This window comes from Pseudonocardia ammonioxydans, from assembly GCF_900115005.1.
Classification (GTDB): domain Bacteria; phylum Actinomycetota; class Actinomycetes; order Mycobacteriales; family Pseudonocardiaceae; genus Pseudonocardia; species Pseudonocardia ammonioxydans.
Window position 1 is genome coordinate 51,832 of sequence record NZ_FOUY01000006.1, and the last position, 26,507, is coordinate 78,338.

22 protein-coding genes and 1 tRNA gene are annotated in these 26,507 nt (G+C 72.9%); 9 read left to right on the forward strand and 14 right to left on the reverse strand.

Annotated elements, in window-relative coordinates; genetic code table 11:
• Positions 1-164: 164 nt before the first annotated feature.
• Together BM093_RS08005 and uvrB are read right to left on the reverse strand one after the other, a co-directional pair.
• Positions 165-1,445, reverse strand: a complete 1,281-nt coding sequence (locus BM093_RS08005) for a glycosyltransferase 87 family protein (protein ID WP_093339636.1) — start codon at positions 1,443-1,445, stop codon at positions 165-167.
• Positions 1,446-1,636: 191 nt separating this feature from the next.
• The gene (gene uvrB, locus BM093_RS08010) at positions 1,637-3,892 is read right to left on the reverse strand and encodes an excinuclease ABC subunit UvrB (RefSeq protein ID WP_245773370.1); all 2,256 of its coding nucleotides are present in this window, start codon (positions 3,890-3,892) and stop codon (positions 1,637-1,639) included.
• A gap of 68 nt (positions 3,893-3,960) precedes the next feature.
• On the opposite strand from uvrB, the gene BM093_RS08015 reads away from it, so the two are divergent.
• Positions 3,961-4,494: a ribonuclease FAU-1 family protein gene (locus tag BM093_RS08015; RefSeq protein ID WP_093339639.1), complete on the forward strand. Its 534-nt coding sequence runs from the start codon at positions 3,961-3,963 to the stop codon at positions 4,492-4,494.
• 9 nt (positions 4,495-4,503) lie between these two features.
• Here BM093_RS08015 and BM093_RS08020 read toward each other — a convergent pair whose 3' ends face one another.
• The 5 genes from BM093_RS08020 to rpsA all read right to left on the reverse strand — a co-directional run bounded on the left by BM093_RS08020 (position 4,504) and on the right by rpsA (position 10,236).
• The gene (locus BM093_RS08020; protein ID WP_093339644.1) at positions 4,504-5,409 is read right to left on the reverse strand and encodes a hypothetical protein; all 906 of its coding nucleotides are present in this window, start codon (positions 5,407-5,409) and stop codon (positions 4,504-4,506) included.
• The gene (locus BM093_RS08025; protein WP_143105296.1) at positions 5,406-6,191 is read right to left on the reverse strand and encodes an RNA polymerase sigma factor; all 786 of its coding nucleotides are present in this window, start codon (positions 6,189-6,191) and stop codon (positions 5,406-5,408) included. The genes BM093_RS08020 and BM093_RS08025 overlap by 4 nt, the downstream gene beginning before the upstream one ends.
• Positions 6,192-6,405: 214 nt before the next feature.
• Positions 6,406-7,548: a dephospho-CoA kinase gene (gene coaE / locus BM093_RS08030; protein WP_093339653.1), complete on the reverse strand. Its 1,143-nt coding sequence runs from the start codon at positions 7,546-7,548 to the stop codon at positions 6,406-6,408.
• Between the two features lie 87 nt (positions 7,549-7,635).
• Positions 7,636-8,388 (reverse strand): hypothetical protein, encoded by a 753-nt coding sequence (locus BM093_RS08035; protein WP_093339658.1) that lies wholly within the window; start codon positions 8,386-8,388, stop codon positions 7,636-7,638.
• A gap of 357 nt (positions 8,389-8,745) precedes the next feature.
• Positions 8,746-10,236: a 30S ribosomal protein S1 gene (gene rpsA / locus BM093_RS08040; RefSeq protein WP_093339663.1), complete on the reverse strand. Its 1,491-nt coding sequence runs from the start codon at positions 10,234-10,236 to the stop codon at positions 8,746-8,748.
• 315 nt (positions 10,237-10,551) lie between these two features.
• Between rpsA and BM093_RS08045 the strand changes: the two genes are divergently transcribed.
• Complete coding sequence (locus BM093_RS08045; protein WP_093339667.1) at positions 10,552-11,400, forward strand: class I SAM-dependent methyltransferase; 849 nt, start codon at positions 10,552-10,554, stop codon at positions 11,398-11,400.
• A gap of 14 nt (positions 11,401-11,414) precedes the next feature.
• Here BM093_RS08045 and BM093_RS08050 read toward each other — a convergent pair whose 3' ends face one another.
• On the reverse strand, positions 11,415-12,038 hold the full coding sequence (locus BM093_RS08050; RefSeq protein WP_218162702.1) for a carbonic anhydrase: 624 nt from the start codon (positions 12,036-12,038) through the stop codon (positions 11,415-11,417).
• A 219-nt stretch (positions 12,039-12,257) separates the two neighbouring features.
• On the opposite strand from BM093_RS08050, the gene BM093_RS08055 reads away from it, so the two are divergent.
• The 5 genes from BM093_RS08055 to BM093_RS08075 all read left to right on the forward strand — a co-directional run bounded on the left by BM093_RS08055 (position 12,258) and on the right by BM093_RS08075 (position 17,146).
• Positions 12,258-12,656, forward strand: coding sequence for a PaaI family thioesterase (locus BM093_RS08055; protein WP_093340092.1), 399 nt, complete (start codon positions 12,258-12,260; stop codon positions 12,654-12,656).
• A gap of 250 nt (positions 12,657-12,906) precedes the next feature.
• Positions 12,907-14,202, forward strand: coding sequence for a branched-chain amino acid ABC transporter permease (locus BM093_RS08060; RefSeq protein WP_093339678.1), 1,296 nt, complete (start codon positions 12,907-12,909; stop codon positions 14,200-14,202).
• Between the two features lie 10 nt (positions 14,203-14,212).
• Entirely contained in the window at positions 14,213-15,208 is a 996-nt protein-coding gene (locus BM093_RS08065; RefSeq protein WP_093339681.1) for a branched-chain amino acid ABC transporter permease, read from the forward strand.
• Positions 15,198-16,298 (forward strand): ABC transporter ATP-binding protein, encoded by a 1,101-nt coding sequence (locus BM093_RS08070; protein ID WP_093339686.1) that lies wholly within the window; start codon positions 15,198-15,200, stop codon positions 16,296-16,298. The genes BM093_RS08065 and BM093_RS08070 overlap by 11 nt, the downstream gene beginning before the upstream one ends.
• On the forward strand, positions 16,295-17,146 hold the full coding sequence (locus BM093_RS08075) for an ABC transporter ATP-binding protein (protein ID WP_245773371.1): 852 nt from the start codon (positions 16,295-16,297) through the stop codon (positions 17,144-17,146). Before BM093_RS08070 ends, BM093_RS08075 begins: the two co-directional genes overlap by 4 nt.
• Positions 17,147-17,222: 76 nt before the next feature.
• Here the strand turns inward: BM093_RS08075 and BM093_RS08080 are convergent, their stop codons facing one another.
• From BM093_RS08080 to BM093_RS08105, 6 genes are all read right to left on the reverse strand, one after another.
• Complete coding sequence (locus BM093_RS08080; RefSeq protein ID WP_093339690.1) at positions 17,223-18,551, reverse strand: ABC transporter substrate-binding protein; 1,329 nt, start codon at positions 18,549-18,551, stop codon at positions 17,223-17,225.
• Positions 18,552-19,764: 1,213 nt separating this feature from the next.
• A complete protein-coding gene (locus BM093_RS08085) occupies positions 19,765-20,397 on the reverse strand; it encodes an ANTAR domain-containing response regulator (protein WP_093339694.1) in 633 nt (210 codons plus the stop codon).
• Between the two features lie 496 nt (positions 20,398-20,893).
• Positions 20,894-20,970, reverse strand: a tRNA-Leu gene (locus BM093_RS08090).
• Positions 20,971-21,044: 74 nt separating this feature from the next.
• Positions 21,045-21,749 carry a metallophosphoesterase gene (locus tag BM093_RS08095; RefSeq protein WP_093339697.1) on the reverse strand — a complete coding sequence of 235 codons (705 nt, stop codon included), beginning with the start codon at positions 21,747-21,749 and terminating at the stop codon, positions 21,045-21,047.
• On the reverse strand, positions 21,749-22,978 hold the full coding sequence (locus BM093_RS08100; protein ID WP_093339700.1) for a class I SAM-dependent RNA methyltransferase: 1,230 nt from the start codon (positions 22,976-22,978) through the stop codon (positions 21,749-21,751). The genes BM093_RS08095 and BM093_RS08100 overlap by 1 nt, the downstream gene beginning before the upstream one ends.
• Complete coding sequence (locus tag BM093_RS08105) at positions 22,975-25,041, reverse strand: APC family permease (protein WP_093339705.1); 2,067 nt, start codon at positions 25,039-25,041, stop codon at positions 22,975-22,977. Before BM093_RS08105 ends, BM093_RS08100 begins: the two co-directional genes overlap by 4 nt.
• 121 nt (positions 25,042-25,162) lie before the next feature.
• Here BM093_RS08105 and BM093_RS08110 point away from each other — a divergent pair, with 121 nt between their 5' ends.
• Together BM093_RS08110 and BM093_RS08115 are read left to right on the forward strand one after the other, a co-directional pair.
• Entirely contained in the window at positions 25,163-25,825 is a 663-nt protein-coding gene (locus BM093_RS08110; RefSeq protein ID WP_093339710.1) for a potassium channel family protein, read from the forward strand.
• Positions 25,825-26,484: a potassium channel family protein gene (locus BM093_RS08115; RefSeq protein WP_093339715.1), complete on the forward strand. Its 660-nt coding sequence runs from the start codon at positions 25,825-25,827 to the stop codon at positions 26,482-26,484. The genes BM093_RS08110 and BM093_RS08115 overlap by 1 nt, the downstream gene beginning before the upstream one ends.
• Positions 26,485-26,507 lie beyond the last annotated feature (23 nt).

The window sequence follows — 26,507 nt, forward strand, 5'->3', positions numbered from 1 at the left end:
CGCTGTTCCGGACATCGCCGTTCCGGATATCGCCGTCCCGGATATCGCTGCCGCGGACACCGCTGTCGGCCACAGGCACCTCCTGCTCCCGAGGGTAGACGGTACGCAGGTCCGGGCCGGTGGCTCGGCGCTCCGGGGACGGAGCCCGACCGAAGGTCAGGCCGTCAGATCGGGCCGCGCAGCAGCTCCGGCTCGGGCGCACGCGGCCCGCCCGGACGGCCCGGGCCGCGTGTCACGTACCAGCAGCCCAGCCCGAGCGCGATCGTGGCCGGGATGACGTAGCTCGCCCCGAGGACCTGCTCGGCCAGGTTCCACTTCATCTCGACGCCCCACACGTTGGGCATCCACCGGAACGGCGCCAGGTAGAAGATCGTCGCGATCACCGCTCCGATCACCGCCCAGGTGGCCGAGCGGAACCGCAGCGCGTGCGCGCCGATCCCGACCAGGGCCGGCACGACCCAGACCCAGTGGTGCGACCAGGCGGTCGGGGTCGCCATGAGCACGACGGCGGCGGTCGCCGACAGCGCCAGGACCGGCTCGCTGCGCCGGATCACCGGCAGCGCCAGCGCGAGCAGCGCGGCGACGACGAGCAGCCAGAGCACGGTGAACCAGGGCTCCGGGACCTCCTGGCGCGCCAGCACCGCCTGCACGGTCTCGTTGGAGAAGAACGTCGAGCCGCTCACCCCGGCCGCCGGGCCGCTCACGAAGAAGTACCGCAGCGACGAGTCCGCATCGACGAGGAACCCGATCCCGGTGGCGACGATCCCGGTGACCACGGCGACCCCGGCCGCCTTCCAGTCCCGGCGCACCAGGAAGAACAGCACCATGCCGCCCGGGGTCAGCTTGAGCGCGGCGGCCAGCCCGAGCAGCATGCCGCGCGGCCACCAGGTGCGGGGCAGGAGGAAGTCGGCCAGCACCAGCGCCATCAGCAGCAGGTTGATCTGCCCGAAGGCGAAGGTCTGGGCCACCGGCTCGATCAGCAGCGTCGCCGCCAGCGCGGGGACGCCGAGCACGACCGCGGCCCGCCACCCGCCGGCCCGCCAGGCCACCCGGATCGCCAGCACGATGCACAGCGCCAGCGACAGCACCGAGACGACGAACTGCGTGGTGAACGCGACCGCGTAGGGCACGACGGCCAGCGGCACCATCATGATCGCCGCGAACGGCGGGTAGATGAACGGGAGCACCGGACCGTTCATCGGCGGCGGGAGCTCGCCGTACATGTCCCCGCCGGCCATCCACACCTGCACGCCGATCCGGTAGATGTCCAGATCGAGCGCGTAATTACCGAGCCGGATCCAGGACCAGTACAGCGCGACGGCGAGCAACGGCACCGTCAGCCAGAGCGTCGCCCACGCCAGGCTCGCCGACCGCAGCCTGGGGATGACCCCGGCCGCGGGGGTGCCGGGCACGTCCGGGTCGGGCGTGATGTGGGTGACGGTCACGCGGGCTCCTCCGCTGCGCGCCGGGGCCGGGCGGGCTGGGTTCGGGCCGCGCGACCTCTCAACGGGTCGGGACGGCCGGGACGGGTGGGAACGGAGGAACACGGTATCGGGAGGCCCGGGCGGGCCCCCGCGCGGACCCGCCCGGCCCGCTCGACCGGGCCGGACCCGTGTTCCCGCGCCCGGTCGCGGGTCTACTTCACCCCGGCCGCGTCCATCCCCCGCAGCTCCTTCTTCAGGTCGGAGATCTCGTCGCGCAGCCGGGCCGCCAGCTCGAACTGCAGGTCCCGGGCGGCGGTGAGCATCTGGTCGTTCATCTGCTGGATCAGGTCGGCCAGCTCGGCCCGCGGCATCCCGGCCGTGTCCCGCGCCGTCGCGACCCCCGAGCTGCCGGTGGCCGGTGCCCTGCCCGGCTCCCCCGCGGCCCGCTTGCCGCGCGAGGCGTTGCGGCCGGAGCCGCCGACCGGCACGGCCTCGGTGTCCTCGGCCTCCCGGTAGACCTGGTCGAGGATGTCGGCGATCCGCTTGCGCAGCGGCTGCGGGTCGATCCCGTGCTCGGTGTTGTAGGCGATCTGCTTGGCCCGGCGGCGGTCGGTCTCGTCGATCGCGTAGCGCATCGAGTCGGTGATCGTGTCGGCGTACATGTGCACCTGCCCGGACACGTTCCGGGCCGCGCGGCCGATCGTCTGGATCAGCGAGGTCCCCGACCGCAGGAAGCCCTCCTTGTCCGCGTCGAGGATCGCGACCAGCGACACCTCGGGCAGGTCGAGGCCCTCGCGGAGCAGGTTGATGCCGACCAGCACGTCGTACTCGCCCGACCGCAGCTGGCGCAGCAGCTCCACCCGGCGCAGCGTGTCCACCTCGGAGTGCAGGTAGCGGACCTTGATCCCGAGCTCGAGCAGGTAGTCGGTGAGGTCCTCGGCCATCTTCTTGGTCAGGGTGGTCACCAGCACGCGCTCGTCGCGCTCGGTGCGGTCGCGGATCTCGGCGACCAGGTCGTCGATCTGGCCCTTGGTCGGCTTCACGACGACCTCCGGGTCGACCAGCCCGGTCGGGCGGATGACCTGCTCGACGAATTCCCCGCCGGTGCGGTTGAGCTCGTAGGGCCCGGGGGTCGCGGACAGGTACACCGTCTGCCCGATCCGGTCGGCGAACTCCTCCCAGGTCAGCGGCCGGTTGTCGACCGCGGACGGGAGCCGGAAGCCGTACTCGACGAGGTTGCGCTTGCGGGACATGTCGCCCTCGTACATGCCGCCGATCTGCGGCACGGTCACGTGCGACTCGTCGACGACCAGGAGGAAGTCCTCCGGGAAGTAGTCGATCAGGGTGGCCGGGGCGGTGCCGGCGTCGCGGCCGTCGATGTGCCGCGAGTAGTTCTCGATGCCCGAGCAGAACCCGACCTGCCGGATCATCTCGATGTCGTACTGCGTACGCATCCGCAGCCGCTGCGCCTCCAGCAGCTTGCCCTGGTTCTCCAGCTGCTCGAGCCGCTGCTCCAGCTCGGACTCGATGTCGCGCACCGCCCGCTCCATGCGGTCCGGGCCGGCCACGTAGTGGGTGGCCGGGAAGATCCGGATCTCGTCGACCTGCTCGACCGTGTCCCCGGTGAGCGGGTTCAGGTGGTAGAGCGCCTCGATCTCGTCCCCGAAGAACTCGATCCGCAGGGCGAGCTCCTGGTAGGCGGGGATGATCTCCACGGTGTCCCCGCGGACCCGGAACGTGCCGCGGGTGAACGACAGGTCGTTGCGCGTGTACTGGACGTCGACCAGCAGGCGCAGCAGCCGGTCGCGCTCGACCTCGTCCCCGACCTGCAGCGGCACCGACCGGTCGAGGTAGGACTGCGGCGTACCGAGGCCGTAGATGCACGACACCGACGCGACCACCACGACGTCGCGCCGCGAGAGCAGGTTCATCGTCGCCGAGTGGCGCAGCCGCTCGACGTCGTCGTTGATCGAGCTGTCCTTCTCGATGTAGGTGTCGGTCTGCGCGATGTACGCCTCGGGCTGGTAGTAGTCGTAGTACGAGACGAAGTACTCGACGGCGTTGTGCGGCAGCATCTCCCGCAGCTCGTTCGCCAGCTGCGCGGCGAGGGTCTTGTTCGGCGCCATCACCAGCGTCGGCCGCTGCTGCTGCTCGATCAGCCACGCCGTGGTCGCCGACTTACCGGTACCGGTGGCGCCCATCAGCACGATGTCCTGCTCGCCGCCGCGCAGCCTGCTGTCGAGCTCCGCGATCGCGGTCGGCTGGTCACCGGCCGGCTTGTGCTCGCTGACGACCCGGAACCGGCCGTCGCGGCGCTCGATCTCGCCGACCGGGCGGTGCTCGGAGTGCGCGAGCGGGGTGCCGGAGGGGGTGGTCCCGGCGTCCGGGTGCGCCTCGGGCTGGACGCGGATCTCCGCGTTGCCACGCACGTCGGCGGCGCTGCCCGGGACCTCGGTCGCGAATGCCATGACACCAGGGTACGAGCGAGCACCGACACTTTCGCGTCGCACGGCGCCCGGCAGGGCACCATGCACCCGTGCACCCGCCCAAGACGCAGCTCTTCGACCTCGACGACCACGCCCAGTTCGACACCAAGGGCACCCGCCGCGCGATCGAGACGCTCCGCGAGGAGGACTGGGGCTTCTACCTGTCCCGCCCGGTCGTGGCCCGGCCGAACGCCTGGTGGATCGAGTCCTGGGTCCTCCCGGAGCTCGGGATCTGCCTGTCGGACTGGCGGTGGCGCCCGGGCCACGAGCGCGACCAGGACGTCTACATCGACATCGCGTCGTTCACCCGCGACGGGCCCCGGGTCGCGATGACCGACCTGTACCTGGACCTGGTGGTGCGCCGGGGCCGGGAGACCGAGGTCGTCGACCTCGACGAGTACGTCGCGGCCGTCGCCCAGGGCCTGCTCACGCCCGCGGTCGCCGAGTACGCACTCGAACGCTCGCACACCGTGCTGGACGGGCTGGCCCGGCACGGGCACGACCACGACGCCTGGCTGGGGTCGCTCGGCATCGACCTGGGCCCGCGCGCCGACCCCGCGCCGCCGGCCGGGCAGGCCGGCTGACGGTCCGGGTCAGACCACCGGCCGGGCGGCGGGCCCGAGCCCGACCGCGCTGGTCGACGAGCCGCCCGTGGCGGTGCTGCTCCCGCCGCTGCTGCTGGTGGGTCCGGCACCCCCGGACGTCGAGGTCGGCGCGGCCGACGACGTCGTGGTGGGCGCGGAGCTGCTCGTGGGCGGCGGCTCCGGGGAGCCCTCCCCGTTCGACGACGACGGCGGCGAGGTGGTCGTCGGCGGCGTCGTCGGGTCCGGCGTCTCCGATGGAGTCGTCGTCGGATCCGGCGGCGTCGTCGGGTCCGGGGGCGGCGTCGTGGGATCCGGCGACCCCTCGTCATCGCCCGGATCACCATCGCCCGGACCGCCCCCGCCCGGGCCACCGTCGCCGGGACCGTCCTCACCCGGGCCACCGCCACCGGGCGGCGGACCGTCGTCGGACGGCGGTGGCGGGTCCACCGGCGCGGGCGGCGGGGGCACGGGCGCGCCACCACCAGGCGGCGGCGCCGGCAGGACCGGGGCCACGCCGGCCGGCGTGTCCGGGCCCGGGGACGCGGCCCCGCCCGGCGCCCCGGCCTGTCCCGCGGCGGTGCTCGGGTCGAAGGCGGGCGGCAGGTCCCGGCCGGTGGCCGGCGCGCTGCCCGGCTCCCCCGTCGCGATCCGCTCCGGGGTCGGCGCGGTGGTGTCCGGCGAGGCGATCGCGAACGGCGGCCCGACGAACGAGCCCCCGGGCGCGGCCGCGGTCGCCACCGCGGTGATCCCGCCGAGCGAACCCACCGTGAGCACCGCGGCCGCGGCGGCCGACGTGGCGCGCCGGGCACCCGCGGCGCGGGCGATGACCTCGTCGACGGCCGGCAGCGGGACCGCCGCCGCCAGCACGTCGTCCAACCGCTGGAACTCGCGGTCGATGTCGCCGTACCCGTTCATGCCCGTCCCCCCTCGACGGCGCGGGTGAACCCGCCGTCCTGTGGCGCACCGGGCGCCCCGACGATCTCCTCGAGCACCTCGGCCATGCCCTCGGTGACGATCTCGCGCCCCCGCGCGAGCCGCCGCCGGACCTCCTGCTCGGTGACCTCTTCCAGCTCCGCCACCGCAGCCGTCGGCAGGCCCGCCATGTGGTGCAGCACCACCGCACGCCGGTCCGCGGGAGCGAGCCGGCCCAGCGCCTCGAGCAGCGCGCCGGTCCGCGGGTCGGTCTCCTCCGGCGAGGGACGGCGGCGGCGCCCGAACCGCAGGAACCGGCCGCGCATCGAGGTGCGGATGGCGACCCGGCGGACCCACCCCACCGCGGCGTCCTCGTGCCCGGACCGGCCCGGCCCGGCGTCCCCCGGCCCGGAGCCGCGCAGCACACGCCAGCGGCGCCAGGCCCGGGAGTAGGCGTCCTGGACCGCGTCGTGCGCGTCCTGCGGGTGCAGCGTGATGGCGTAGAGCTGGGCGACCAGGCGCGGGTAGTGCGTCTCCAGGTGCGCACCGAAGTCGGCGCGCAGCTCGCCGTGCGGCAGCGTGCGGTGCTGGTGCACGAGCGCGCCACTGATCGGCGGCGGTTCCTCCGCCCAGCCGGTCCACGCGTCGGCACCGCCGGCCGGGACGTCATGCGCGCCCGGGCCGTCACCCGTGTACGAGCCGTACCCGTACTCGTCCGGATGGGGGGTCCCCGGCACGCGATCGGACCCGGCGTAGTCGCCGTCCGCTCCGTATCGCTGCGCCACCGTGCTCAACCCCGTGTCCTCTCGTCGCCGTACCCGGGTCCGGTCTCCGATCGGGCCGGCTGGCGGCGCGATCGGCGGAAACCCGCCCGTACCTCGGCGGAACGGGAGCGCCGGCGCTCTCTCCCCGCCTGATCGACCAACGAGCGAGAACCGTTACAGAAACGGTGGGATCTTCACGCGGGTGCCACGGTCCATGTCACACGGCCGCTCCGGTTCACCCGTTCGGGTCTGCTTGCCATGCGGCCGTGTGCGCAACGTAGCGGCGCGCATCCGGATCTTCGCTGTACAGGGCCGCCGCGGCCCGCTTCCGTTCGGCGTAGCCGTCCCGCGCCCGCTCGTCCGTGCGGAGCCGTTCACGGAGGCCGAGGGCGTGCTCCCAGGCCGGCGAGCCGTGGACCCGGACGACGACGACCGCGGGCCGGCCCGGGTCGGCGGACCGGTGCACCCGCAGGGTGCCGGCCCCGTCCGGCAGCGGGTCCGCGCCCGGCGGGACCGGATCGGCGGGAAAGCCCGCGGCGGCGAGCAGGGCGCCCGTCCGCTCCGCGTCGGCCTGCGACGCCACGCCCAGCTGCAGGTCGAGCACGTCCCGGGCGACGAGCCCGGGCACCGCGGTGGCCCCCACGTGCTCGACGCCGCGGGCCAGCCCGCCGGTCGCGGTCGCGACCCGGTCGGCGAGCCGGCGCGCCTGCGCCACCCAGCCCGGGTCCGGCTCCACCAGGCGGGGCGGGCCGTCCGGTGCGGGCCGGCCGAGGCGCAGGTTCTCCTCGAACGGGACGAGCCGCTCGTCCCACAGGGCGTCGACCCGGCGACGGGTACCGTCCTCGTCGCCGGAGTTGTCCAGCCACACGTCCGCGGCGGCGCGGCGCTGCTCGTCGGTGGCCTGGGCGGCGATCCGGGCCCGCGCGTCCTGCTCGGCCATCCCCCGGGCCGAGACCAGGCGGCGGACCCGTTCCTCGGCGTCCACCCCCACCACGACGACCAGCGGGAACGCGGGCGCCATCCCGCCCTCGACGAGCAGCGGCACGTCCTGCACGACGATGCTGTCCGGGCCGGCGGCGGCGACGAGCTCGTCCGAGCGTGCCCGCACCAGCGGGTGGACGATGCCGTCGAGCGTGCGCCGGGCGTCCGGGTCCCCGAAGACGATCGACGCCAGCCCCGGACGGTCGAGCTCACCGTCCGGGCCCACCACACCGGCACCGAACGCCTCGACGACCGCGGTGAGCCCCTCGCTGCCGGCCGCGACGACCTCGCGGGCGATCCGGTCGGAGTCGACCAGCACCGCCCCCCGCTCGACGAGACGGCGCGCGACGGTGGACTTGCCCGCCCCGATTCCTCCGGTCAACCCTGTCCGCAGCACATGATCACCGTAGCCGCGACCGGCCCGTCCGTGGGCTCCCGGTCGGCGGGCACCCGGTCAGCGGGCACCCGGTCGGCGGGCCGTCGGTCAGGTGGTTCCCGCCGGGGTGCCGGCCGCGCGGCCCGCCTGCGGCGCCGGTGCCCCGGCCTCCGGGGTGCCGGCCGGCGCGGCCGGCGCCGCGGTCGGCCGCGCCGCGGGCGGCTGGGTCGGGGCCAGTGCCGGGAGGATCCGCTGCGCCAGGTCCGGCAGCGTCTCGGCGGCCGGGCGGCTCTGGCCGGGCGCGGCGACCGGCAGGACGAACGTCAGCGTGTCGACGCCGTAGACCATGGCCAGCGTCGTCTCGTCCGGCCGCTCGATCAGCACGCCGGGCACGGTGCCGACGGTGATGTCGCGCGAGCCGATCGCGTTCGACCGTTCGGCGTTGGTGTTGAGCTGCCACTGCCGGTTCGCCGACGCGGTGTCGCCGTAGCGACCGATGTTGAGGTGGTAGAGCTCCGGGCCGCTGTTGCGGGCGCCGGCTCCGAACGCGTTCTGCTGCCCACCGGCGCGGTAAGTGCACGCGGTCCGCTCGGTGCGGTTCACCGACGGCGCCGGCACCCCGCGCACCGTCTGCACCGACACCGACCCGAGTGCCTGCCCGAACAGCGCCCCCGCCTGCTCGGGGTCCATCAGCTGCGCGCAGTCGGTCGGCAGGGCGATCGGGATCGGCTCCGCGCCGCCGCCGTCGTTCCCGGACTCGTCGGCCGCGAAGGTCGGCACGGCGATCCCGGCATCACCGGAGGCGACACCGCATCCGGAGAGGACACCCGCACCGAGTGCGACCCCGGCGAGCAGGGCCACCCGGCGACGGCGCGCACGGGAGGGAGAGGAGGACGTCTGGGGCGGGAACGTGCCGGATCGCGTCCGGCGGACGGAGCGGCCGACCATGTCCACCAATCTAGGCGGAGAGGAAGATCGACTCCTCCGGCGCGTCCGGAGCGTTATGGACCGGTGCCGAAACGTGATCTCGACCCGGCGCGTCCCCACCGACACGCCGTGCAACGGCGAGCGCCGTCCACCGGCCGTTCACCCGGCCGTACCGACCACTCGGCGACGAAATGCGCCGAGCCCCGGCGACCGTGACGGTCACCGGGGCTCGGTGCGACTGCGGCGTCAGGGCGACGCCGGGTCCGGTCCGCGCGGGACCGGGTGGGCTGCTCAGGCCCCGCCGGAGAGCTTCTCGCGCAGGGCGGCGAGCTGCTCGTCGCTGGCCAGCGAGCCACCCGACTCCGACGACGAGGACTGCCCGCCACCGGAGCGCTCCTCACCACCGCCGGAGGAGTAGTTGGCCGGCGCGACGTCGTCGCCACCCTCCGCCTCGGCCTCGGCGGCCTTGCGGAGCTGCGCCATGTGCTGCTCGTAGCGGGCGTGCGCCTCGGCGTACTGCTTCTCCCAGGCCGCGCGGGCCTCGTCGTAGCCTTCCTTCCAGTCGCCGGTGTCGACGTCGAAGCCCTCGGGGTAGATGTAGTTCCCCTGGTCGTCGTACTCGGCGGCCATGCCGTACCGGGTCGGGTCGAACTCGGTCTCGGGCGTCATGCCCTCGTTCGCCTGCTTCAGCGAGAGGGAGATGCGGCGCCGGTCGAGGTCGATGTCGATGACCTTGACCATGGCGTCGTCGCCGACCTGCACGACCTGCTCCGGCACCTCGACGTGGCGCTCGGCCAGCTCGGAGATGTGCACCAGGCCCTCGATGCCCTCCTCGACGCGGACGAACGCGCCGAACGGCACCAGCTTGGTGACCTTGCCCGGCACGATCTGGCCGATCGCGTGGGTCCGGGCGTAGAGCCGCCACGGGTCCTCCTGGGTCGCCTTCAGCGACAGGGAGACACGCTCGCGGTCGAGGTCCACGTCGAGCACCTCGACGGTGACCTCCTGGCCGACCTCGACGACCTCGCTCGGGTGGTCGATGTGCTTCCACGAGAGCTCGGAGACGTGCACCAGGCCGTCGACCCCGCCCAGGTCGACGAACGCACCGAAGTTGACCACCGACGAGACGACGCCCTTGCGGACCTGCCCGCGCTGCAGCTGGTTGAGGAACTCGCTGCGGACCTCGGACTGGGTCTGCTCCAGCCAGGCGCGGCGGGACAGGACCACGTTGTTGCGGTTCTTGTCCAGCTCGATGATCTTGGCCTCGATCTTGCGACCGACGTAGGGCTGCAGGTCGCGCACGCGGCGCATCTCGACCAGCGACGCCGGCAGGAAGCCCCGGAGCCCGATGTCCAGGATGAGGCCGCCCTTGACGACCTCGATGACGGTGCCCTCGACCGGCTCGTCGGCCTCCTTGAGGGCCTCGATCGTGCCCCAGGCGCGCTCGTACTGGGCGCGCTTCTTGGACAGGATCAGACGGCCTTCCTTGTCCTCCTTCTGGAGGACGAGGGCCTCGACGAACTCGCCGACCTCGACGACCTCTGCGGGGTCGACGTCGTGCTTGATCGACAGCTCCCGCGAGGGGATGACGCCCTCGGTCTTGTAGCCGATGTCGAGCAGGACCTCGTCACGGTCGACCTTGACGATGGTGCCCTCGACGATGTCGCCATCGTTGAAGTACTTGATCGTCAGGTCGATGGCGGCGAGGAATTCCTCCTCCGACCCGATGTCGTTGATAGCGACCTGCGGCGTGGTCGGGGCGGCGGTGGTGTCGGTGGACATGTAGTGGGGTGCTCCGATGGATTTTCTGGCGTGGTCGGCTCGGTGCCGCGCTGCTGCAGCAACGCTCACCGGTTCTGGTGCGTGTAGCTGTGACGTTGTAGCAGTCACCCTCAAGCGTCGATCGCGTGGTCCCTGCTCCGGTGCGGCGGCGGGGCCGCGAACCGGCGCAGGAGTGGCGCCGGGCAGTCGCCGACACGTTGACCACGATGCGCGAATCATGCTACGCGGCCACGAATCACCGGGGCAATGCGGGTCCGGTAATCGTCGTGGTCGCCCGCACTGGGACGATCGGGACGACATGACGATCGGGACGACATGAGCAGCCGCGACGAGTACTTCTCCGCCGAGGCCGCCGTCGGCACCGCCGGGGTGGCCCGGCGCCGCGTCGGCAGTGCCGAGTCCGAAGCCGCGGGTCGCCGCTGGTGGGACGCCGACGCCGACGACTACCTCGCCGAGCACGGCTCCGACATCGGTGACGCCGACTTCGTGTGGTGCCCGGAGAATCTGCACGAGGACGAGGCGGAGCTGCTGGGGCCGGCCGCGTCCCTGCCCGGCAGGCGGATCCTCGAGATCGGCGCCGGCTCGGCACCATGCAGCCGCTGGCTGGCCCGGCGGGGAGCGCACCCGGTGGCCCTCGACGTCTCCGGCGGGATGCTCCGGCACGCCGCCGCGCTGAACGAGCGGGTCGGGACGGCCGTGCCGCTGGTGCAGGCCGGCGCCGAGCACCTGCCGTTCGCCGACGGCGTGTTCGACCTCGCCTGCTCGGCGTTCGGGGCGATCCCGTTCGTGGCCGATCCCGGGCGCGTGATGCGCGAGGTGCACCGGGTGCTGCGCCCCGGCGGCCGCTGGGTGTTCGCGGTGAACCACCCGATGCGCTGGATCTTCCCGGACGACCCCGGCCCCGCGGGACTGACCGTCACCCAGTCCTACTTCGACCGCACGCCCTACCTGGAGGTCGACGGCGACGGCCGGGCCACCTACGTCGAGCACCACCGCACTCTCGGCGACCGGGTCCGCGACGTCGTCGCCGCCGGGCTGGTGCTGGAGGACCTCGTCGAGCCGGAGTGGCCGGAGGGGCACGACCGGGTCTGGGGGCAGTGGTCCCCGCTGCGCGGCGAGCTGTTCCCCGGCACGGCGATCTTCGTGACCCGCCGGCCGGGGTGAGCCGCCGGGCCGGGTCACACCTCGACGACGGCCCCGGTCTCCAGCTCGTAGCGCGCGCCGATGATCGTCAGACGGTTGTTGCACACCGCGCCGGACAGGGACGGGTCGGCCGTCAGCTGGGCCACCACCCGCCGGACGTTGGCGTCCACGGCGGCGGCCACCGCGGCGGTGTCGTCCGCGACCCCGCCGGCTCCACCGTCGTCGGCGCCCAGGCACACCGGGACGATGTCGTCGACCAGCTCCCCCAGGGTCCGCGGCTGCGGCGCGGGCGCTCCCCCGGCCACCGACACCGCGGCCTTCACCGCGCCGCACTGCGAGTGGCCGAGCACGACCAGCAGCGGGATGCCGAGCGCCCCGGCGCCGAACGCGAGGGTGCCGCGCACGGCGTCGTCCACGACCTGCCCGGCCGTCCGGACGACGAACAGGTCCCCCAGCCCGAGGTCGAACACCAGCTCCGAGGGCACCCGGGAGTCCGAGCACGAGAGGATCATGGCGTCGGGGGTCTGCCCGGCGACCGCGGCCGCCCGTTCCTCCGCGGAACGCCGGGGGTCACGGCGCTCGTCCCGTCGCCAACGCCCGTTGCCCTCGAGCATCGCCGACCACGCCTGGGCTGCGGTGGGCCTGTCGTCGTTCGCCATCGACCTCTCATTCCGTTCGGGAACCGTTCGGGAAGCGGCACCGTCGGTCCGGGGACCGTGCTGCCGGAGAATGTGCAGTCGCAACATCGTCCTCCGGCCGGGGTCCGGCAACTCGTGGGGCCCCGAATGTGTCCGGCGCCGCTCCCGGGGCCGTCCGGGGTCCCCGTGCGCAGGGCCTAGGATCGACCCGTGCCGATCGATCCCGCCTCGCTCCCCGAGATGCAGCCCGAGCACGCCGCGGAACAACTCGCGACCCGGATGGGCATCGAGATCCTCAAGGCGGACCTCGACGAGGTCGTCGCGCGGATGCCGGTCGAGGGCAACCGCCAGCCGTACGGGCTGCTGCACGGCGGCGCCAACGCGGTCCTCGCCGAGACCGTGGGGTCGACCCTCTCGGCACTGCACTCGATGCCCGAGCGGTTCCCGGTCGGGCTGGAGCTGGCCTGCACCCACCACCGGTCGGCCACATCCGGGTTCGTCACCGGGACCGCGCGCCCGCTCCACGTCGGACGGTCCACCTCGACCTCGGAGATCGTCCTCGTCGACGACGACGGCCGCCGCGTCTGCACCGCGAAGCTGACCTGCCTGCACCGCGACACACGACCGCACGTGTCCTGATCGTCGCCCCGGGACACCACCGGGTTACGTCTCGGCCACGGCCGCGTCCGAGACGTTCGTACCAGTCCGCTCCTCGGTTACGTTCGCCACGATCACCCACCCGGGTGGTCGCCGGACGGCCCCACGAGGACGGACAACGTTGTCTCCACCCCGCATCCCGCCCCACGGGAGAGCCCAACGCGCGGGGGGCCGCGCGGGCGTCCCGCGACGGTCCCCGATCCCGGCCGCGGTCCGCTGGCTGATCGGACTGATGATCGCGCTGCTCGGCACGGTCATGCTGTCCGGCACCGCGCTCGCCGCCGCACCCGCACCCACCGCGCCGGCCCCGGCCACCGCGTCGGCCGCCCCGGCGCAGGAACAGGACGGCATCGACGTCAGCGGGACCCTCCGCAACCAGGCGGGTGACCCGCTGCCCGCCGTCACGATCGTCGCGGAGCGCGACGGCACCCCGGTCGCCGAGGCCACCTCACAGGCCGACGGCCGCTGGCAGCTCAGCGTCCCGGCGGCCGGCAGCTACACGTTCCGGCTCGACGAGAGCACGCTCCCGCCCGGCACCGAGGTGCTGCAGGGCGAGACCACCCGCGAGGTCAGCGACGGGTCGCTGAACACTGTGGTCTTCCGGTTCGGCGAGGAGGTCGAGGGCAGCGGCGGCGCCGGGTTCGTGACCGTCCTGCGGCTGCTGGTCGACGGCATCCGGTTCGGCCTGGTCATCGGCATCTCGGCGATCGGCCTGTCACTGATCTTCGGGACGACCGGGCTCACCAACTTCGCGCACGGCGAGATGGTCACCATCGGCGCCGTCGTCGCCTGGTACATCAACGTCGCCGGGGGCGTCCAGCTGATCCCCGCGACGATCATGGCGATGGTCGTCGGGGCCCTGCTCGGCGCCGCCAACGAGCTCGGCATCTGGCGCCGGCTACGCCGGCGCGGGGCCGGGCTCATCGCCCAGCTCGTCGTCTCGATCGGCCTCTCGATCGCGCTCCGCTACCTCGTGCTGATCTTCTTCGGCGGACGCTCCGAGTCGTTCACCGACTACACCGCCCAGACCGTGCGCGACTACGGCCCGATCGCGCTCACCGACAAGGACCTCTCCGCGATCGTCATCGCGATCGTGGTGCTGGTCGCCGTCGCGCTGCTGCTGCAGAAGACCCGGATCGGCAAGGCCATGCGCGCCGTCGCCGACAACCGGGACCTGGCCGCATCCTCGGGCATCAACGTCGACCGGGTGATCCTGTTCGTCTGGATGCTCGGCGGCGCGCTCGCCACCCTCGGCGGCGTGCTGTTCGCGCTCTCCGAGCTCTCCAGCACCGTGCAGTACGAGATGGGCTTCCGGCTGCTGCTGCTGATGTTCGCCGGCGTCATCCTCGGCGGGCTCGGCACCGCGTACGGCGCGTTGCTGGGCTGCCTGATCGTCGGCATCCTCGTCCAGCTCTCGACGCTCGTGCTGCCCCTGGACCTCAAGTACCTGGGCGGCCTGGCGGTGCTGATCGTGATCCTGGTGTTCCGTCCGCAGGGCCTGCTCGGGTCCAGGGCCCGGATCGGCTGAGGGGAACCCCATGATCGACTTCGGACAGCTCCTGACGGTCGGGATCTCCCAGCTGATCGGCCCGTCGGCCATCTTCTTCGCGCTGCTGGCGCTCGGCCTGAACATCCACTTCGGCTACACCGGACTGCTCAACTTCGGACAGATCGGGTTCGCCCTGGTCGGGGCGTACGGCATGGGCATCTCGGTGGCCAACTACGGCGCCCCGCTCTGGCTCGGCGTCCTGATCGGCATGGCCTGCGGGGTGGTCATGGCGCTGGTGCTGGGCATCCCGACCCTGCGGCTGCGCGCCGACTACCTGGCGATCGTCACCATCGCGGCGTCGGAGATCCTGCGCCTGGTCACCCGGTCGACCTCGCAGACCGAGTTCACCGGCGGCACCCAGGGCCTCACCGGCTTCGGCGACTCGTTCGCCGCGCTGAACCCGTTCACCCAGCCGTCCTACACGATCCTCGGACTCGAGATCCGCGGGCCGGACCTGTGGGCGATTCTCATGGGCTGGACCGTCGTCGCGCTGTGCGTGCTGCTCACCTGGCTGCTCGTGCGCAGCCCGTGGGGCCGGGTCATCAAGGCGATCCGCGAGGACGAGGACGCGGCCCGCGCGCTGGGCAAGAACGTGTTCGCCTACAAGATGCAGGCGCTCGCGCTCGGCGGCGTGTTCGGCGCCCTCGGCGGGATCGTGCTCGCGCTGGCGACCCAGTCGCTGACGCCGGACTTCTACTCGCCGCCGCAGACGTTCTTCGCCTACGCCGCGCTCATCCTCGGCGGTGCGGGCCGGGTGCTCGGGCCGGTGATCGGTGCGATGCTGTTCTGGTTCCTGCTCTCGGTCGCCGACGCGTTCCTGCGTCAGGCCACCGCGGGTGAGAACCCGCTGCTGCCCTTCATCTCGTCCCAGGACGTCGGCGCGATCCGGTTCGTGCTCGTCGGACTGTTCCTGGGCCTCATGATGGTGTTCCGACCACAGGGCATCTTCGGACGCCGGAGGGAGGTGCTCGGCGATGGCCGCTGACCAGAGCAACGACGCCGGACGTGCCGATGACACCGACACCGAGAACACCGACACCGCGGTCACCCGCGACGTCGCCGGCGGCGAGGACGCACCGGCCCCGGCCGGCCGGACGGACCTCCGCCGCGCGCTGGCCGGCGTCCCCCCGGAACCGGGCGCGGCCAAGCCGGACCCGGTGCTCACCGTCGACGGCGTCACCCGCACCTTCGGCGGCCTCCGCGCCGTCGACGTGGCGCACGTGGAGTTCCAGCGCGGCGCCATCACCGGCCTGATCGGGCCCAACGGGGCCGGCAAGACCACCCTGTTCAACCTGCTCACCGGCTTCGACAAGGCCGACAGCGGCTCGTGGGTCCACGAGGGTGAACCGTTGCAGTCGCTGCCGCCGCACCGGGTGGCCCGCCGCGGCGTCGTCCGCACCTTCCAGCTCACCAAGGCCCTGGCCGGCATGACGGTCATGGAGAACATGAAGCTGGGGGCCACCGGGCAGCGCGGCGAGAGCTTCTTCGGGGCGCTGTTCACCGGGTGGGGCGCGCAGGAACGCGAGATCACCGAGCGGGCGCGGACCCTGCTGTCCCGGTTCAACCTGGACGCCAAGGCCGGCGACCTCGCGGGGTCGCTGTCCGGCGGGCAGCGGAAGCTGCTGGAGATGGCCCGGGCACTGATGATGAACCCGAAGGTCGTCATGCTCGACGAGCCGATGGCCGGGGTGAACCCGGCGCTCACGCAGAGCCTGCTGGGCCACGTGAAGTCGTTGCGCGACGAGGGCATGACGGTGGTGTTCGTCGAGCACGACATGGACGTCATCCGCGACATCAGCGACTGGGTGGTCGTGATGGCGCAGGGGCAGGTGATCGCCGAGGGGCCGCCGGAGGAGCTGTCGTCCAACCAGGCCGTCGTCGACGCCTACCTGGGTGCGCACCACGACCAGGTGCTCGAGTTCGACGACGAGGGCAACCCGGTCGGCGAGACCGCCGAGCTGGTCGCCGAGATGGAGGCCGAGGAGATCGGGGCGGATGCCCCGGCTCCCGAGACCCCGGCCTCCGATGCCTCGACGCCCGATGCCCCGACCTCCGATGAGGAGAAGCGCGCATGAGCGAGACCGCGGGACCGGGCCCCCACACTCCGGACCACACCGCTCCGGATCACACCGCTCCGGAGAACGACGCCGAGCAGGCGGCCACCCCGGAGGTGCACCGCGAGCTCGCCGAGGGCGCACTGCTGCGCGTCGACTCGCTCGTCGCGGGCTACGTGCCGGGCGTCGACATCCTCAACGGCAGCGACTTCTTCCTGCGCGACGGGGAGATCGTCGGCATCATCGGCCCGAACGGGGCCGGCAAGTCGACGCTGCTCAAGGCCATGTTCGGGCTGATCCCGGTACGCAGCGGGACCGTCCGGCTGCGCGACTCCGACATCACCGGCGCCAAGGCGCACGCGCTGGTCACCAAGGGGCTCGGCTACGTGCCCCAGCGGGACAACGTGTTCCCCTCCCTCTCGATCGAGGAGAACATGGAGATGGGGGTGTTCCTGCGGCCGCGGTCGTTCGCGGCGCGGTTCGCCGAGGTCGCGGACCTGTTCCCGATGCTGGGGCAGCGCCGCAGGACCAAGGCCGGATCGCTGTCCGGCGGCGAGCGGCAGATGGTCGCGATGGGACGGGCGCTGATGATGCAGCCCTCGGTGCTGCTGCTCGACGAGCCGTCGGCCGGCCTGTCACCGATGCTGCAGGACGAGGTGTTCGTGCGCTGCAAGCGGATCAACGCCGCCGGGGTCTCGGTCATCATGGTCGAGCAGAACGCCCGCCGGTGCCTGCAGATCTGCGACCGCGGGTACGTCCTCGACCAGGGCCGGTCCGCCTACACCGCCGGCGGGCGGGAGCTCCTGAACGACCCCAAGGTCATCGAGCTCTACCTCGGCACGCTGGCCGGGAGCAGCGAGAAGAAGTAGCACGCCGGCACGACGACGGGGACACGACGACGGGGGCGGGCCGAGATGGCCCGCCCCCGTCGTGTCGGAGCGCCGGTCAGCCCTGGGCACCCACGCGGATGTAGGTGACGTCGTCGCTGATGGTGTTCTCCGGGGTGAAGGTCTGCACCCCGTAGGAACCGGAGCCCGGCTCACCGGCGTCGGTGAAGTCGAGCGTGCCGGTGGCGCCGTCGTAGTCGACGTCACCGCCGCGGTCCAGGATCGCCTTGCAGCCGGCGTAGTCGGTGCACTTCTCGCCGTCCTTGGTGATCGCGTTGATCCCGGTGGCGATGTCCGCACCGTTGGTCGACTTCACCGACTCGGCCGCCAGCGCCGAGATGATCACCGCGTCGTAGGACTCGGCGGCGTAGTTGAAGTCGGTCAGCGCCGGATCCTGCTGCATCAGCCGGTCCCGGAACGCGCCCGAGAGCTCGGTCAGCGGCAGGGTGCCCTTCATGCCGCCCAGCAGCCCCGGCGGCAGGCCCTCGCCGAGGGCGTTGCCCATGTTGCCGTCGGTGCCGTAGATCGCCTTCTGCGACGGGCCGATCTGCACCTCGTTCATCCGGGTCAGGATCCGCTTCGACTCGTCGAATCCGATGACCGCGATCGCGTCCGGATTGAACTGCGCGACCTGGTCGATCTCCGGGTTGAACGACGCCGCGTTCGGGTCGTAGATGATCTTGGTGATCTGGTCCTGCGGAATGCCCGCGTTCACCAGGTTCGTCTCGGCACTGTCGGCCAGACCGGCGCCGTACGGGTCGTTGCGGGCCATGATCGCCACTCGCTGACCGCCGTCCGAGGTGATCAGCTGGGCCAGCGCCTGACCCTGCAGGACGTCCGGCGGGGCCGTGCGGAAGTACATGCCGGCGTCCTGCCAGCACGTGAACTCGTCGGAGGTGTTCGCCGGCGAGAACTGGACCACCCCGGCACCGGTGATCTTGTCGATGACCAGCTTGGACACACCGGACGCCGCCGCACCCACGATGACCTGGGTGCCGGCCGCGAGCTGGCGGTCGACCGTCTGGTTGGCGACGTCGGTGGTGTCGTCACCGGAATCGCCGCGCAGGTGCTCGATCGGGTTGCCCAGGACGCCGCCCGCGCCGTTGATCTCCTCCACCGCCACGTCCACACCGGCGAACTCCGGCGGCCCGAGGAAGGCCAGGCTGCCGGTCTCGGGAAGCAGGGAGCCGATCTTCAGCGGCGCGGTGCTGGGACTGCCGGTCGCCTGTGCCTGCGGCGGCGTGCACTCCGAGCCGGCTGCGGACGGCGCTTCGTTCCCTCCACCGGCTTCCGCACCGGACCCGGCGTCCCCGCCGCCACCGCATCCGGCCAGAACCAACGACGCCACCCCGGCGAGGGCGGCGATTCGCCACGTTGATCGCGTCATACAAGATCCCCTTCGACCGCCCCCCGCCGTCGAAGTGGCGCGGGAGGATGGCGGAAAACTAGTACGCACGCACCAGGAAATGGGAGCCGATCACCGCTCGTGACACGAATGTGATGATTCGCCGTGGACGGGTCACGTTCCGGCCTTTTCGGGTGTCGCCGGTGTGACCCGCCGTGACGGTCCCGTTTCTCGGTGAATCGTCGGAGCCGACAATCGGAATCGTTCCGAAACCGTTGGGGTGTAACGCGGAACGGTCCGCCCACGAGACGGCCGGACGATGTGCCGACCGGCGCGCTCCCGCTCTCTCCGGGGCGGCGCCGGGCCGATCACCGCCGCCGGGGCGTCGATCAGCACGCTCACACGCGGCTCCGGACTCACACGGCTCACCGCCGGCGGGCGGGTCGACCAGCACGCACATTCCCGGCTCCGGGCTCACGCGGCTCACCGCCGGCCGCCGAGTCGATCAGCGCGCTCATGCCCGGCTCCGGGCAGAAGCGCGCGACCCACGCCCGACAGACGAGTCGATCAGCACGATCGCGCCCGGCTCCGGGCGGAAGCGTGCGCCTCACCGCCGACACACGAGTCGATCAACGCGGTCCCGCCCGAGAGCGGGCGGAAGCGTGCGCCTCGCGACCGGCACACGAGTCGATCAGCACGACGATGCCCGCGCGAGGGCGGAAGCGCGCCACTCACCCCCGACAGGCCGGTCGATCAGCACGGCCCTGCCCGGAGCACGCGGCGGAAGCGTGCCCCCACCCCGACGGGCCAGTCGATCAGCACGGTTCCGCCTGGAGCACGGCGGAAGCGTGCCATTCACCCTCGACGGACTGAGTTGATCAGCACGGTCCCGCCCGAGGCGCGGCGGAAGCGTGCCGCTCACATCGCCGCGCGAGTCGATCACCACGGCGACGCCCCCGACAGGGCAGAACCGCGCCGCTCACCGCCGACGGGCCAGTCGATCAGCACCGTCCCGCCGCGTCGAGGGCGACGAGGTGCTGGTCGGCGCGCGCCGCGGCGTCGATCAGCACGATCGCGCCCGGCCTCGCGCCCGGCCCGGCGCACGGGGGCACGCCGTACCCGCCTGCGGGTGGTCGGGGCCCGGGCGGCTCATCTGCTCGTCGCCGCGGGCGGACGACCCCGGACACAGCGACGGCCCCGCCCGGGGGCGGGGCCGTGCGCGCTGCACCGGGGCCCGGGTACCCGGGCCGGCGGATCAGGAGGACTTACCGGCGGGCAGTCCCTCGACGACGGCCTCGGCGACCGCCTTCATCGTGGTCCGGCGGTCCATCGCGGTGCGCTGGATCCAGCGGAACGCCTCGGGCTCGGACATCTTCTGGTGGGTCATCAGCAGGCCCTTGGCCCGGTCGACCACCTTGCGGGTCTCGAACCGCTCGTTGAGCGTGGCGACCTCGTCCTCGAGAGCCTTCTTCTCCGAGAACCGGGACACCGCGAGCTCGATGGCCGGGACCAGCTCGTGCCGGGCGAACGGCTTGACCAGGTAGGCCATGGCGCCGGCGTCACGGGCGCGCTCGATGAGGTCGCGCTGGCTGAACGCGGTCAGCATGACGACCGGGGCGATCTTCTCCTCGACGATCGTGGCCGCCGCCTCGATGCCGTCCTTCTTCGGCATCTTGACGTCCATGATCACCAGGTCCGGGGTCAGCTCGCGGGCCTGGGTGATGGCGGCCTCGCCGTCGCCGGCCTCGCCGGCGATCTCGTAGCCCTCGTCCGAGAGCATCTCGGCGAGGTCCATCCGGATCAGCGCCTCATCCTCGACGACCAGCACCCGCCAGCCGGGCTGCGGGCCGTCCTCGGCCGGCGTGTCTGCGGGAACGGTGTCGGTCACCGGGGATCTCCTTAGCGACGAAGCGGTAGTGCGACCGGAACCCGAGGCTACCGCCGATGGGGCCGCACGACCGAGCGACTTCGGCCCTTCGTGTGCGGAAACACGGTCGACGGGACACGCAACCCCTCCGGACGGACGGGTTGCCCCGGACGGCGATGTCGTCGGTCACGGCACGACCGGCGCACCCCCTCCACCACGACGCAGTGTCGTCACGACCCGCGGCCCCGATGCGCCGTTCGAGTGGACCGCCGAGGCGGCGGCGCGCGAGCAGCCGACAGTGTCAGGGGTCGCACGTACGTTCGACGCATGACCACGAGCGCAGACCGGGCCACCCACACGGCGGTCGCGACGCCCGGCCCGCACGCCGGGTCCCGCCCGCGTCCGGATACAGGGAGACCACCGCCGGACCGGGCATGCCGGGCCGGAGTCCCGTCATGACGGCGCGGTCGACGTGCCCGGAAACGGCCACACCGGACTGCGGCGGAATCTGCGGAAATGGTGCCCCTGGTGGGACTCGAACCCACACTGTATGCATTTTGAGTGCACTGGCTCTGCCGATTGGCCTACAGGGGCTTACACCACTCAGCGTACTGAGGACCTGTACCCACCTTAGCCGGATCGGTGTCCCGCCCGGTACCCGGCCTCGATCATCCCGGCCAGGTCACGAACCGGCTGCGCGGCGCCCCGTCGCCGAGCACGTGCACCACGCCACCCGGTACCGAGTCCGCGAGCACGAACTCCTCCCCCGGCTCCTCCGGGAACCGGATCCCCGGCGCCACCGAGGGTGCGACGACCAGCGGGTGCCCGCCGACGGTCGTCGTGATCGGACGGTGCACGTGCCCGCACACGACCAGCGTCGGGTCCGCACGAGCCGCCAGCAGCGCCTCGAAGGGTGCGGGGTCCGCGAGCCGGATGCCGTCCATGAACGGGTGCCCGACCGGCACCGGCGGATGGTGCAGTGCCACCAGCAGCGGCGCCGGGTCCCGTGCCGCGTCGGCGAGCAGGTCCAGCCCGGCCGCCGACAGCGCCCCGTGCGGGGCACCGGCGACCAGCGAGTCGAGCAGCACGACGGTCGCTCCGCCCACCCGGTGCACCCGGTCGGAGACCGGCCCGAACGCGGCGCCCATGGCCGCACGGTCGTCGTGGTTGCCCGGGACCGGCCACACGTCCAGCCCCGCGAGCAGGTCGGCGGCGTCGGCGTACTCCTGCGGGGTGCCGTGCTCGGTGAGGTCCCCGGTGACCAGCACCAGGTCCGCGCCCAGCGCCCGCGCCCCGGCGACGGCCCGTTCGGCCCGTCCGGCGTTGCCGGGCACACCGAGGTGCAGGTCGGAGAGCTGCACGACGGTGAGCATCAGTCGGCCCGCTCCAGCAACGCCACGGCCTCCATGTGGTGGGTCATCGGGAACGCGTCGAACGCCCGCAGTCCCGCGACCCGGTACCCGGCCCCGGCGAACAGCGCGAGGTCCCGGCCGAGCGCGGCGGGGTCGCAGGCGACGTGCACGATCCGCTGCGGACGCCGGGCCGCGAGCGCCTGCACGGCCGCCCGGCCGAGCCCGGTCCGCGGCGGGTCGGTGACGACGACGTCCGGGTCCGGCCGGAGCCGGGAGATCTCCCGCTCCGCACGCCCCCGGACGAACGAGACCTGCGGCAGGTCGGCGAGCGCGGCGGCACCGTCGGCGACCGCGGACGGCGCCGACTCCACGACGAGCACCGTCCCGTCCGGCCCGACCTGGTCGGCCAGCACCGACCCGAGCAGGCCGACACCGCCGTACAGGTCCCAGGCCACCCCGCCGGTCCGGGCGCCGGACCAGTCCCGGACCACCCCGGCGAGGGTGTCGGCGAGTGCCGGGTGCACCTGCCAGAACGTGCCCGCCGACAGCTCCCAGGTCCGTCCCGCGGCATGGGCGGTCGCACCGGCGTCGATCCGGGCGGCCCCGTCCCCGTCCACGGTCACGTCCACCTCGGACTCCGGCCGGAACCGCCGCTCCAGCACCGGCTCGAGCGCGCCGCCCGGCACCAGCGGGCAGTCACCGATCTCGCACACGTCGTGGCTGCGGTGGGCACGCAGGCCGGGCACCCCGGCGTCGTCGACGGCCAGCCGCACCCGGGTCCGCCAGCCGAGCGGGCCGCCGGGCAGCTCCTCGACCACGACCTCGTCGAAGGACACCGTGGCCGACTCCGCGGCCGCCGCCGCCAGCCGGGCGAGCTGTTCGCGCAGCACCGCCGTCTTCAGCTCCCGCTGCGCCGCCGGCGTCGCGTGCTGGAAGTCGCAGCCGCCGCACCCGCCGGGGCCCGCCCACGAGCAGGGCGGCTCCACCCGGTCCGGCGAGGGCTCCAGCACGGCCACGGCGTCGGCCCGGCAGAACGACCCGCCCGGGTCGTCGGTGACGACCGCCCGGACCCGCTCGCCGGGCAGCGCGTGCCGGACGAACACCACCCGTCCCCGGTCGTCCGGCGTCGGCTCACCCGAGCCGGGGGCGTCGTCGACCACCCGGGCCACGCAGTGCCCGCCGTGCGCCACCGGCCCGACGGTGAACTCGAGCATCCGGTCGGTCCAGTCGATCGTCTGCGCCGGACTCATCTCTCCCCCTTCGTGCCCCGGGCCGCGCCCGTGGCCGTCTTCCCGGCGCCGCCGGTCCGCTCCCCGGACGGCCGCTCCTGGTGCGGGTAGCCGCGCCGGGTGGCGCCGGGGGCGTCCAGCGGCGAGAGCGCCCGCATCCGCGACGACGACGGCAGCTGCCACGGCACGCTCGTCACCATCACCCCCGGCTGGAACAGCAGCCGTGTCTTGAGCCGCAACGCGCTCTGGTTGTGCAGCACCTGCTCCCACCAGTGTCCGACGACGTACTCGGGGATGTAGACGGTCACGACGTTGCGCGGCGAGTCCGAGCGGATCCGCTTCACATAGTCCAGCACGGGCCGGGTGATCTCCCGGTACGGGGACTCCACGACCTTGAGCGGGACCGGGAGCCGGCGCCGGTGCCACTGGTCGACGAGCTTCTTGGTGTCGGAGTCGTCGACGTTGACCGTGACGGCCTCCAGGATGTCCGGGCGGGTGGCCCGGGCGTAGGCCAGCGCGCGCAGCGTCGGCTTGTGCAGGGTCGAGACGAGCACGACGGCGTGGTTGCGCGAGGGCAGCACGTCGTCGGTCTCGTCCGCGACCAGCGCCGCGGCGACCCGCTCGTAGTGCAGGTGGATCCCGCGCATGAGCACGAAGAACCCGCCCATCGCCACGATCGCGATCCACGCGCCCAGGGTGAACTTCGTGATCAGCACGGTGACCAGCACGAGGCCGGTCATGCAGGCACCGAACGCGTTGATCGCCTGCGAGCGGCGGATCCGCAGACGTTGCCGGGCCTCGGGACCGAGCTCCAGTTCCCGGTTCCAGTGCCGCACCATGCCGATCTGGGACAGCGTGAACGACACGAACACGCCCACCGTGTAGAGCGGGATCAGCCGCGTGACCTCGGCGCGGAACCCGACGACCAGCGCGATCGCGAACAGCGCCAGCAGCACGATGCCGTTGGAGAACGCCAGCCGGTCGCCGCGGGTGTGCAGCTGGCGGGGCAGGAACCGGTCCTGGGACAGGATCGAGCCGAGCACCGGGAACCCGTTGAACGCGGTGTTCGCGGCCAGGACCAGGATCAGCGCCGTCATGACGACGACGAAGAAGTAGCCCGGCCGGAAGTCGGCGAAGACGGCATCGGCCAGCTGCGCGATCAGTGTCTGCTGGCGGTAGCCGGCCGGGGCGTCGGGGAACTGCCGGGCCGGGTGCTCGGCGATCTGGACGTGGGTCAGCTGGGCCAGCGCGATCAGGCCCATGAACAGCGTCACCGACATCACGCCGAGCAGCAGCAGCGTCGTCGCCGCGTTGCGCGACTTGGGCTTGCGGAACGCCGGCACGCCGTTGGAGATCGACTCGACCCCGGTGAGCGCGGCCGCGCCCTGGGTGAACGACCGCAGCACCAGCAGCACCAGGGCGAGCCCGGTGAACGCGTCGCCCTCGGCGACGAGGTGCAGGTCGGCGCTGGCTGCCCGGATGTCGTCGCCCAGGATCAGGATCCGGGTCAGCCCCCAGATGATCATCGTGGCGACGCCGAGGACGAACGCGTAGACCGGGATCGCGAACGCCGTACCGGACTCGCGGATCCCGCGCAGGTTGACCGCCGTCAGCACGACGATCGCCGACACCGCGAACAGCACCTTGTGCTCGGCGACGAACGGCACCAGCGCCCCGATGTTCGCCGCCGCCGCGGACATCGAGACCGCGACGGTGAGCGTGTAGTCGACCATCAGGGCGCTGGCGACCGTCAGGCCCGCGTTCTTGCCCAGGTTGACCGTCGCGACCTCGTAGTCGCCGCCGCCCGAGGGGTAGGCGTGCACGTTCTGCCGGTAGCTCGCGACGACCGTCAGCAGCACGACGACGACCGCGAGCCCGATCCACGGCGACAACGCGTACGAGGCGACCCCGGCCACCGACAGGGTCAGGAAGATCTCCTCCGGGGCGTAGGCGACCGACGACATGGCGTCCGAGGCGAACACCGGGAGGGCGATGCGTTTCGGGAGGAGCGTGCTGGTCAGGCGGTCGCTGCGCTGCGGTCGTCCGACCACGAGCCGCTTGAGTGCGACGGCGAGCTTGGACACGTGAGCAGCCTATGCCCCGGGGTTGCACGGCGACGCGCTAGCGTGCGGACCCGACGCCGTCGGACACCGCATCGCGTCACGCCCCGAGCAGCCTCCTCCGCCGGAAGGATCCCGTTCCGCCATGCACGTCGTGATCATGGGATGTGGCCGGGTGGGCGCCTCCCTGGCCTCGGGCCTGGAGCGGCTCGGGCACGGGGTCGCGGTGATCGACCGCGACCCGCAGGCCTTCCGCCGGCTCGGGCCGGACTTCCGCGGCCGGCAGGTGGTCGGGTTCGGCTTCCACCGCAGCGTCCTCGACGAGGCGGGCCTGGACTCCGCGGACGCCTTCGCCGCCGTCTCCTCCGGGGACAACTCGAACATCATCGCGGCCCGGGTGGCCCGGGAGAGCTACGGCGTGGAGAAGGTCGTCGCCCGGATCTACGACGCGAAACGGGCCGCCGTCTACGAGCGCCTCGGCATCCCGACCGTGGCGACGGTGCCGTGGACGACCGACCGGCTGCTGCGGATGCTGCTGCCCGACGGCGTCGCGACGGCCTGGCGGGAACCGACCGGCACCGTGGCCGTCCTGCCGCTGCCGCTGCACGAGGACTGGGTCGGTCGCCCGCTGCGGGACCTGGAGGAGGCGACGCGCTCGCGTGTCGCGTTCGTCGTCCGGTTCGGGACGGGTGTGCTCCCGACGAAGGACACCACCGTGCAGGTCGAGGACACCGTCTACGTGGCGGCGCTGTCCGGGACCGTCAGCGACGTCACGGCGGCCGCCGCGGCGCCGCCCGAGGAGGACTGATGCGGGTCGCGATCGCGGGTGCGGGCGCGGTCGGGCGCTCGATCGCCCTGGAGCTGGTCGAGTCCGAGCACCACGTGCTGCTGATCGAACGCGAGCTCACCCAGCTCGACCCGAACGCCGTCCCGGACGCCGAGTGGGTGCACGCCGACGCCTGCGAGCTGTCCTCGCTGGAGGACGCCGGCATCGAGGGCTGCGACGTCGTCATCGCCGCCACCGGCGACGACAAGGTCAACCTGGTGGTGTCGCTGCTGGCGAAGACCGAGTTCGGGGTGCGACGGGTGGTGGCGCGGGTGAACGACCCGCGCAACGAGTGGCTGTTCGGGGAGAACTGGGGTGTCGACGTCGCCGTGTCCACCCCGCGGCTGCTGGCCGCGCTGGTGGAGGAGGCCGTCGCCGTCGGCGATCTGGTGCGGCTGCTGACCCTGCGCCAGGGGCAGGCCAACCTGGTCGAGGTGACGCTGCCCGACGACACCCCGCTCGCGGGGCGCCCGGTGCGGTCGCTGACCCTGCCGCCGGACTCGGCGCTGGTGACGATCCTGCGCGGCGGCCGGGTGATCGTCCCGCAGCAGGACGACCCGCTCGAGCCCGGCGACGAGCTGCTGTTCGTCGCGACCGCCGCGGTCGAGCAGGAGATCCGGGAGGCATTGGCAGGCTCGTGAGTGGTTTTCGCGGTCAGGACCGC

Bases quoted from the DNA above. Each gene is read 5' to 3' on its own strand.
- BM093_RS08070 (WP_093339686.1), top strand. From the start codon at position 15,198: ATGGCCGCTGACCAGAGCAACGACGCCGGACGTGCCGATGACACCGAC.
- BM093_RS08095 (WP_093339697.1), bottom strand. From the start codon at position 21,749: ATGCTCACCGTCGTGCAGCTCTCCGACCTGCACCTCGGTGTGCCCGGC.
- BM093_RS08055 (WP_093340092.1), top strand. From the start codon at position 12,258: ATGCAGCCCGAGCACGCCGCGGAACAACTCGCGACCCGGATGGGCATC.
- BM093_RS08020 (WP_093339644.1), bottom strand. From the start codon at position 5,409: ATGAACGGGTACGGCGACATCGACCGCGAGTTCCAGCGGTTGGACGAC.
- BM093_RS08115 (WP_093339715.1), top strand. From the start codon at position 25,825: ATGCGGGTCGCGATCGCGGGTGCGGGCGCGGTCGGGCGCTCGATCGCC.
- BM093_RS08100 (WP_093339700.1), bottom strand. From the start codon at position 22,978: ATGAGTCCGGCGCAGACGATCGACTGGACCGACCGGATGCTCGAGTTC.
- BM093_RS08060 (WP_093339678.1), top strand. From the start codon at position 12,907: ATGATCGCGCTGCTCGGCACGGTCATGCTGTCCGGCACCGCGCTCGCC.
- BM093_RS08110 (WP_093339710.1), top strand. From the start codon at position 25,163: ATGCACGTCGTGATCATGGGATGTGGCCGGGTGGGCGCCTCCCTGGCC.
- BM093_RS08045 (WP_093339667.1), top strand. From the start codon at position 10,552: ATGAGCAGCCGCGACGAGTACTTCTCCGCCGAGGCCGCCGTCGGCACC.
- BM093_RS08080 (WP_093339690.1), bottom strand. From the start codon at position 18,551: ATGACGCGATCAACGTGGCGAATCGCCGCCCTCGCCGGGGTGGCGTCG.
- rpsA (WP_093339663.1), bottom strand. From the start codon at position 10,236: ATGTCCACCGACACCACCGCCGCCCCGACCACGCCGCAGGTCGCTATC.
- BM093_RS08065 (WP_093339681.1), top strand. From the start codon at position 14,213: ATGATCGACTTCGGACAGCTCCTGACGGTCGGGATCTCCCAGCTGATC.
- BM093_RS08075 (WP_245773371.1), top strand. From the start codon at position 16,295: ATGAGCGAGACCGCGGGACCGGGCCCCCACACTCCGGACCACACCGCT.
- BM093_RS08050 (WP_218162702.1), bottom strand. From the start codon at position 12,038: ATGGCGAACGACGACAGGCCCACCGCAGCCCAGGCGTGGTCGGCGATG.
- uvrB (WP_245773370.1), bottom strand. From the start codon at position 3,892: ATGGCATTCGCGACCGAGGTCCCGGGCAGCGCCGCCGACGTGCGTGGC.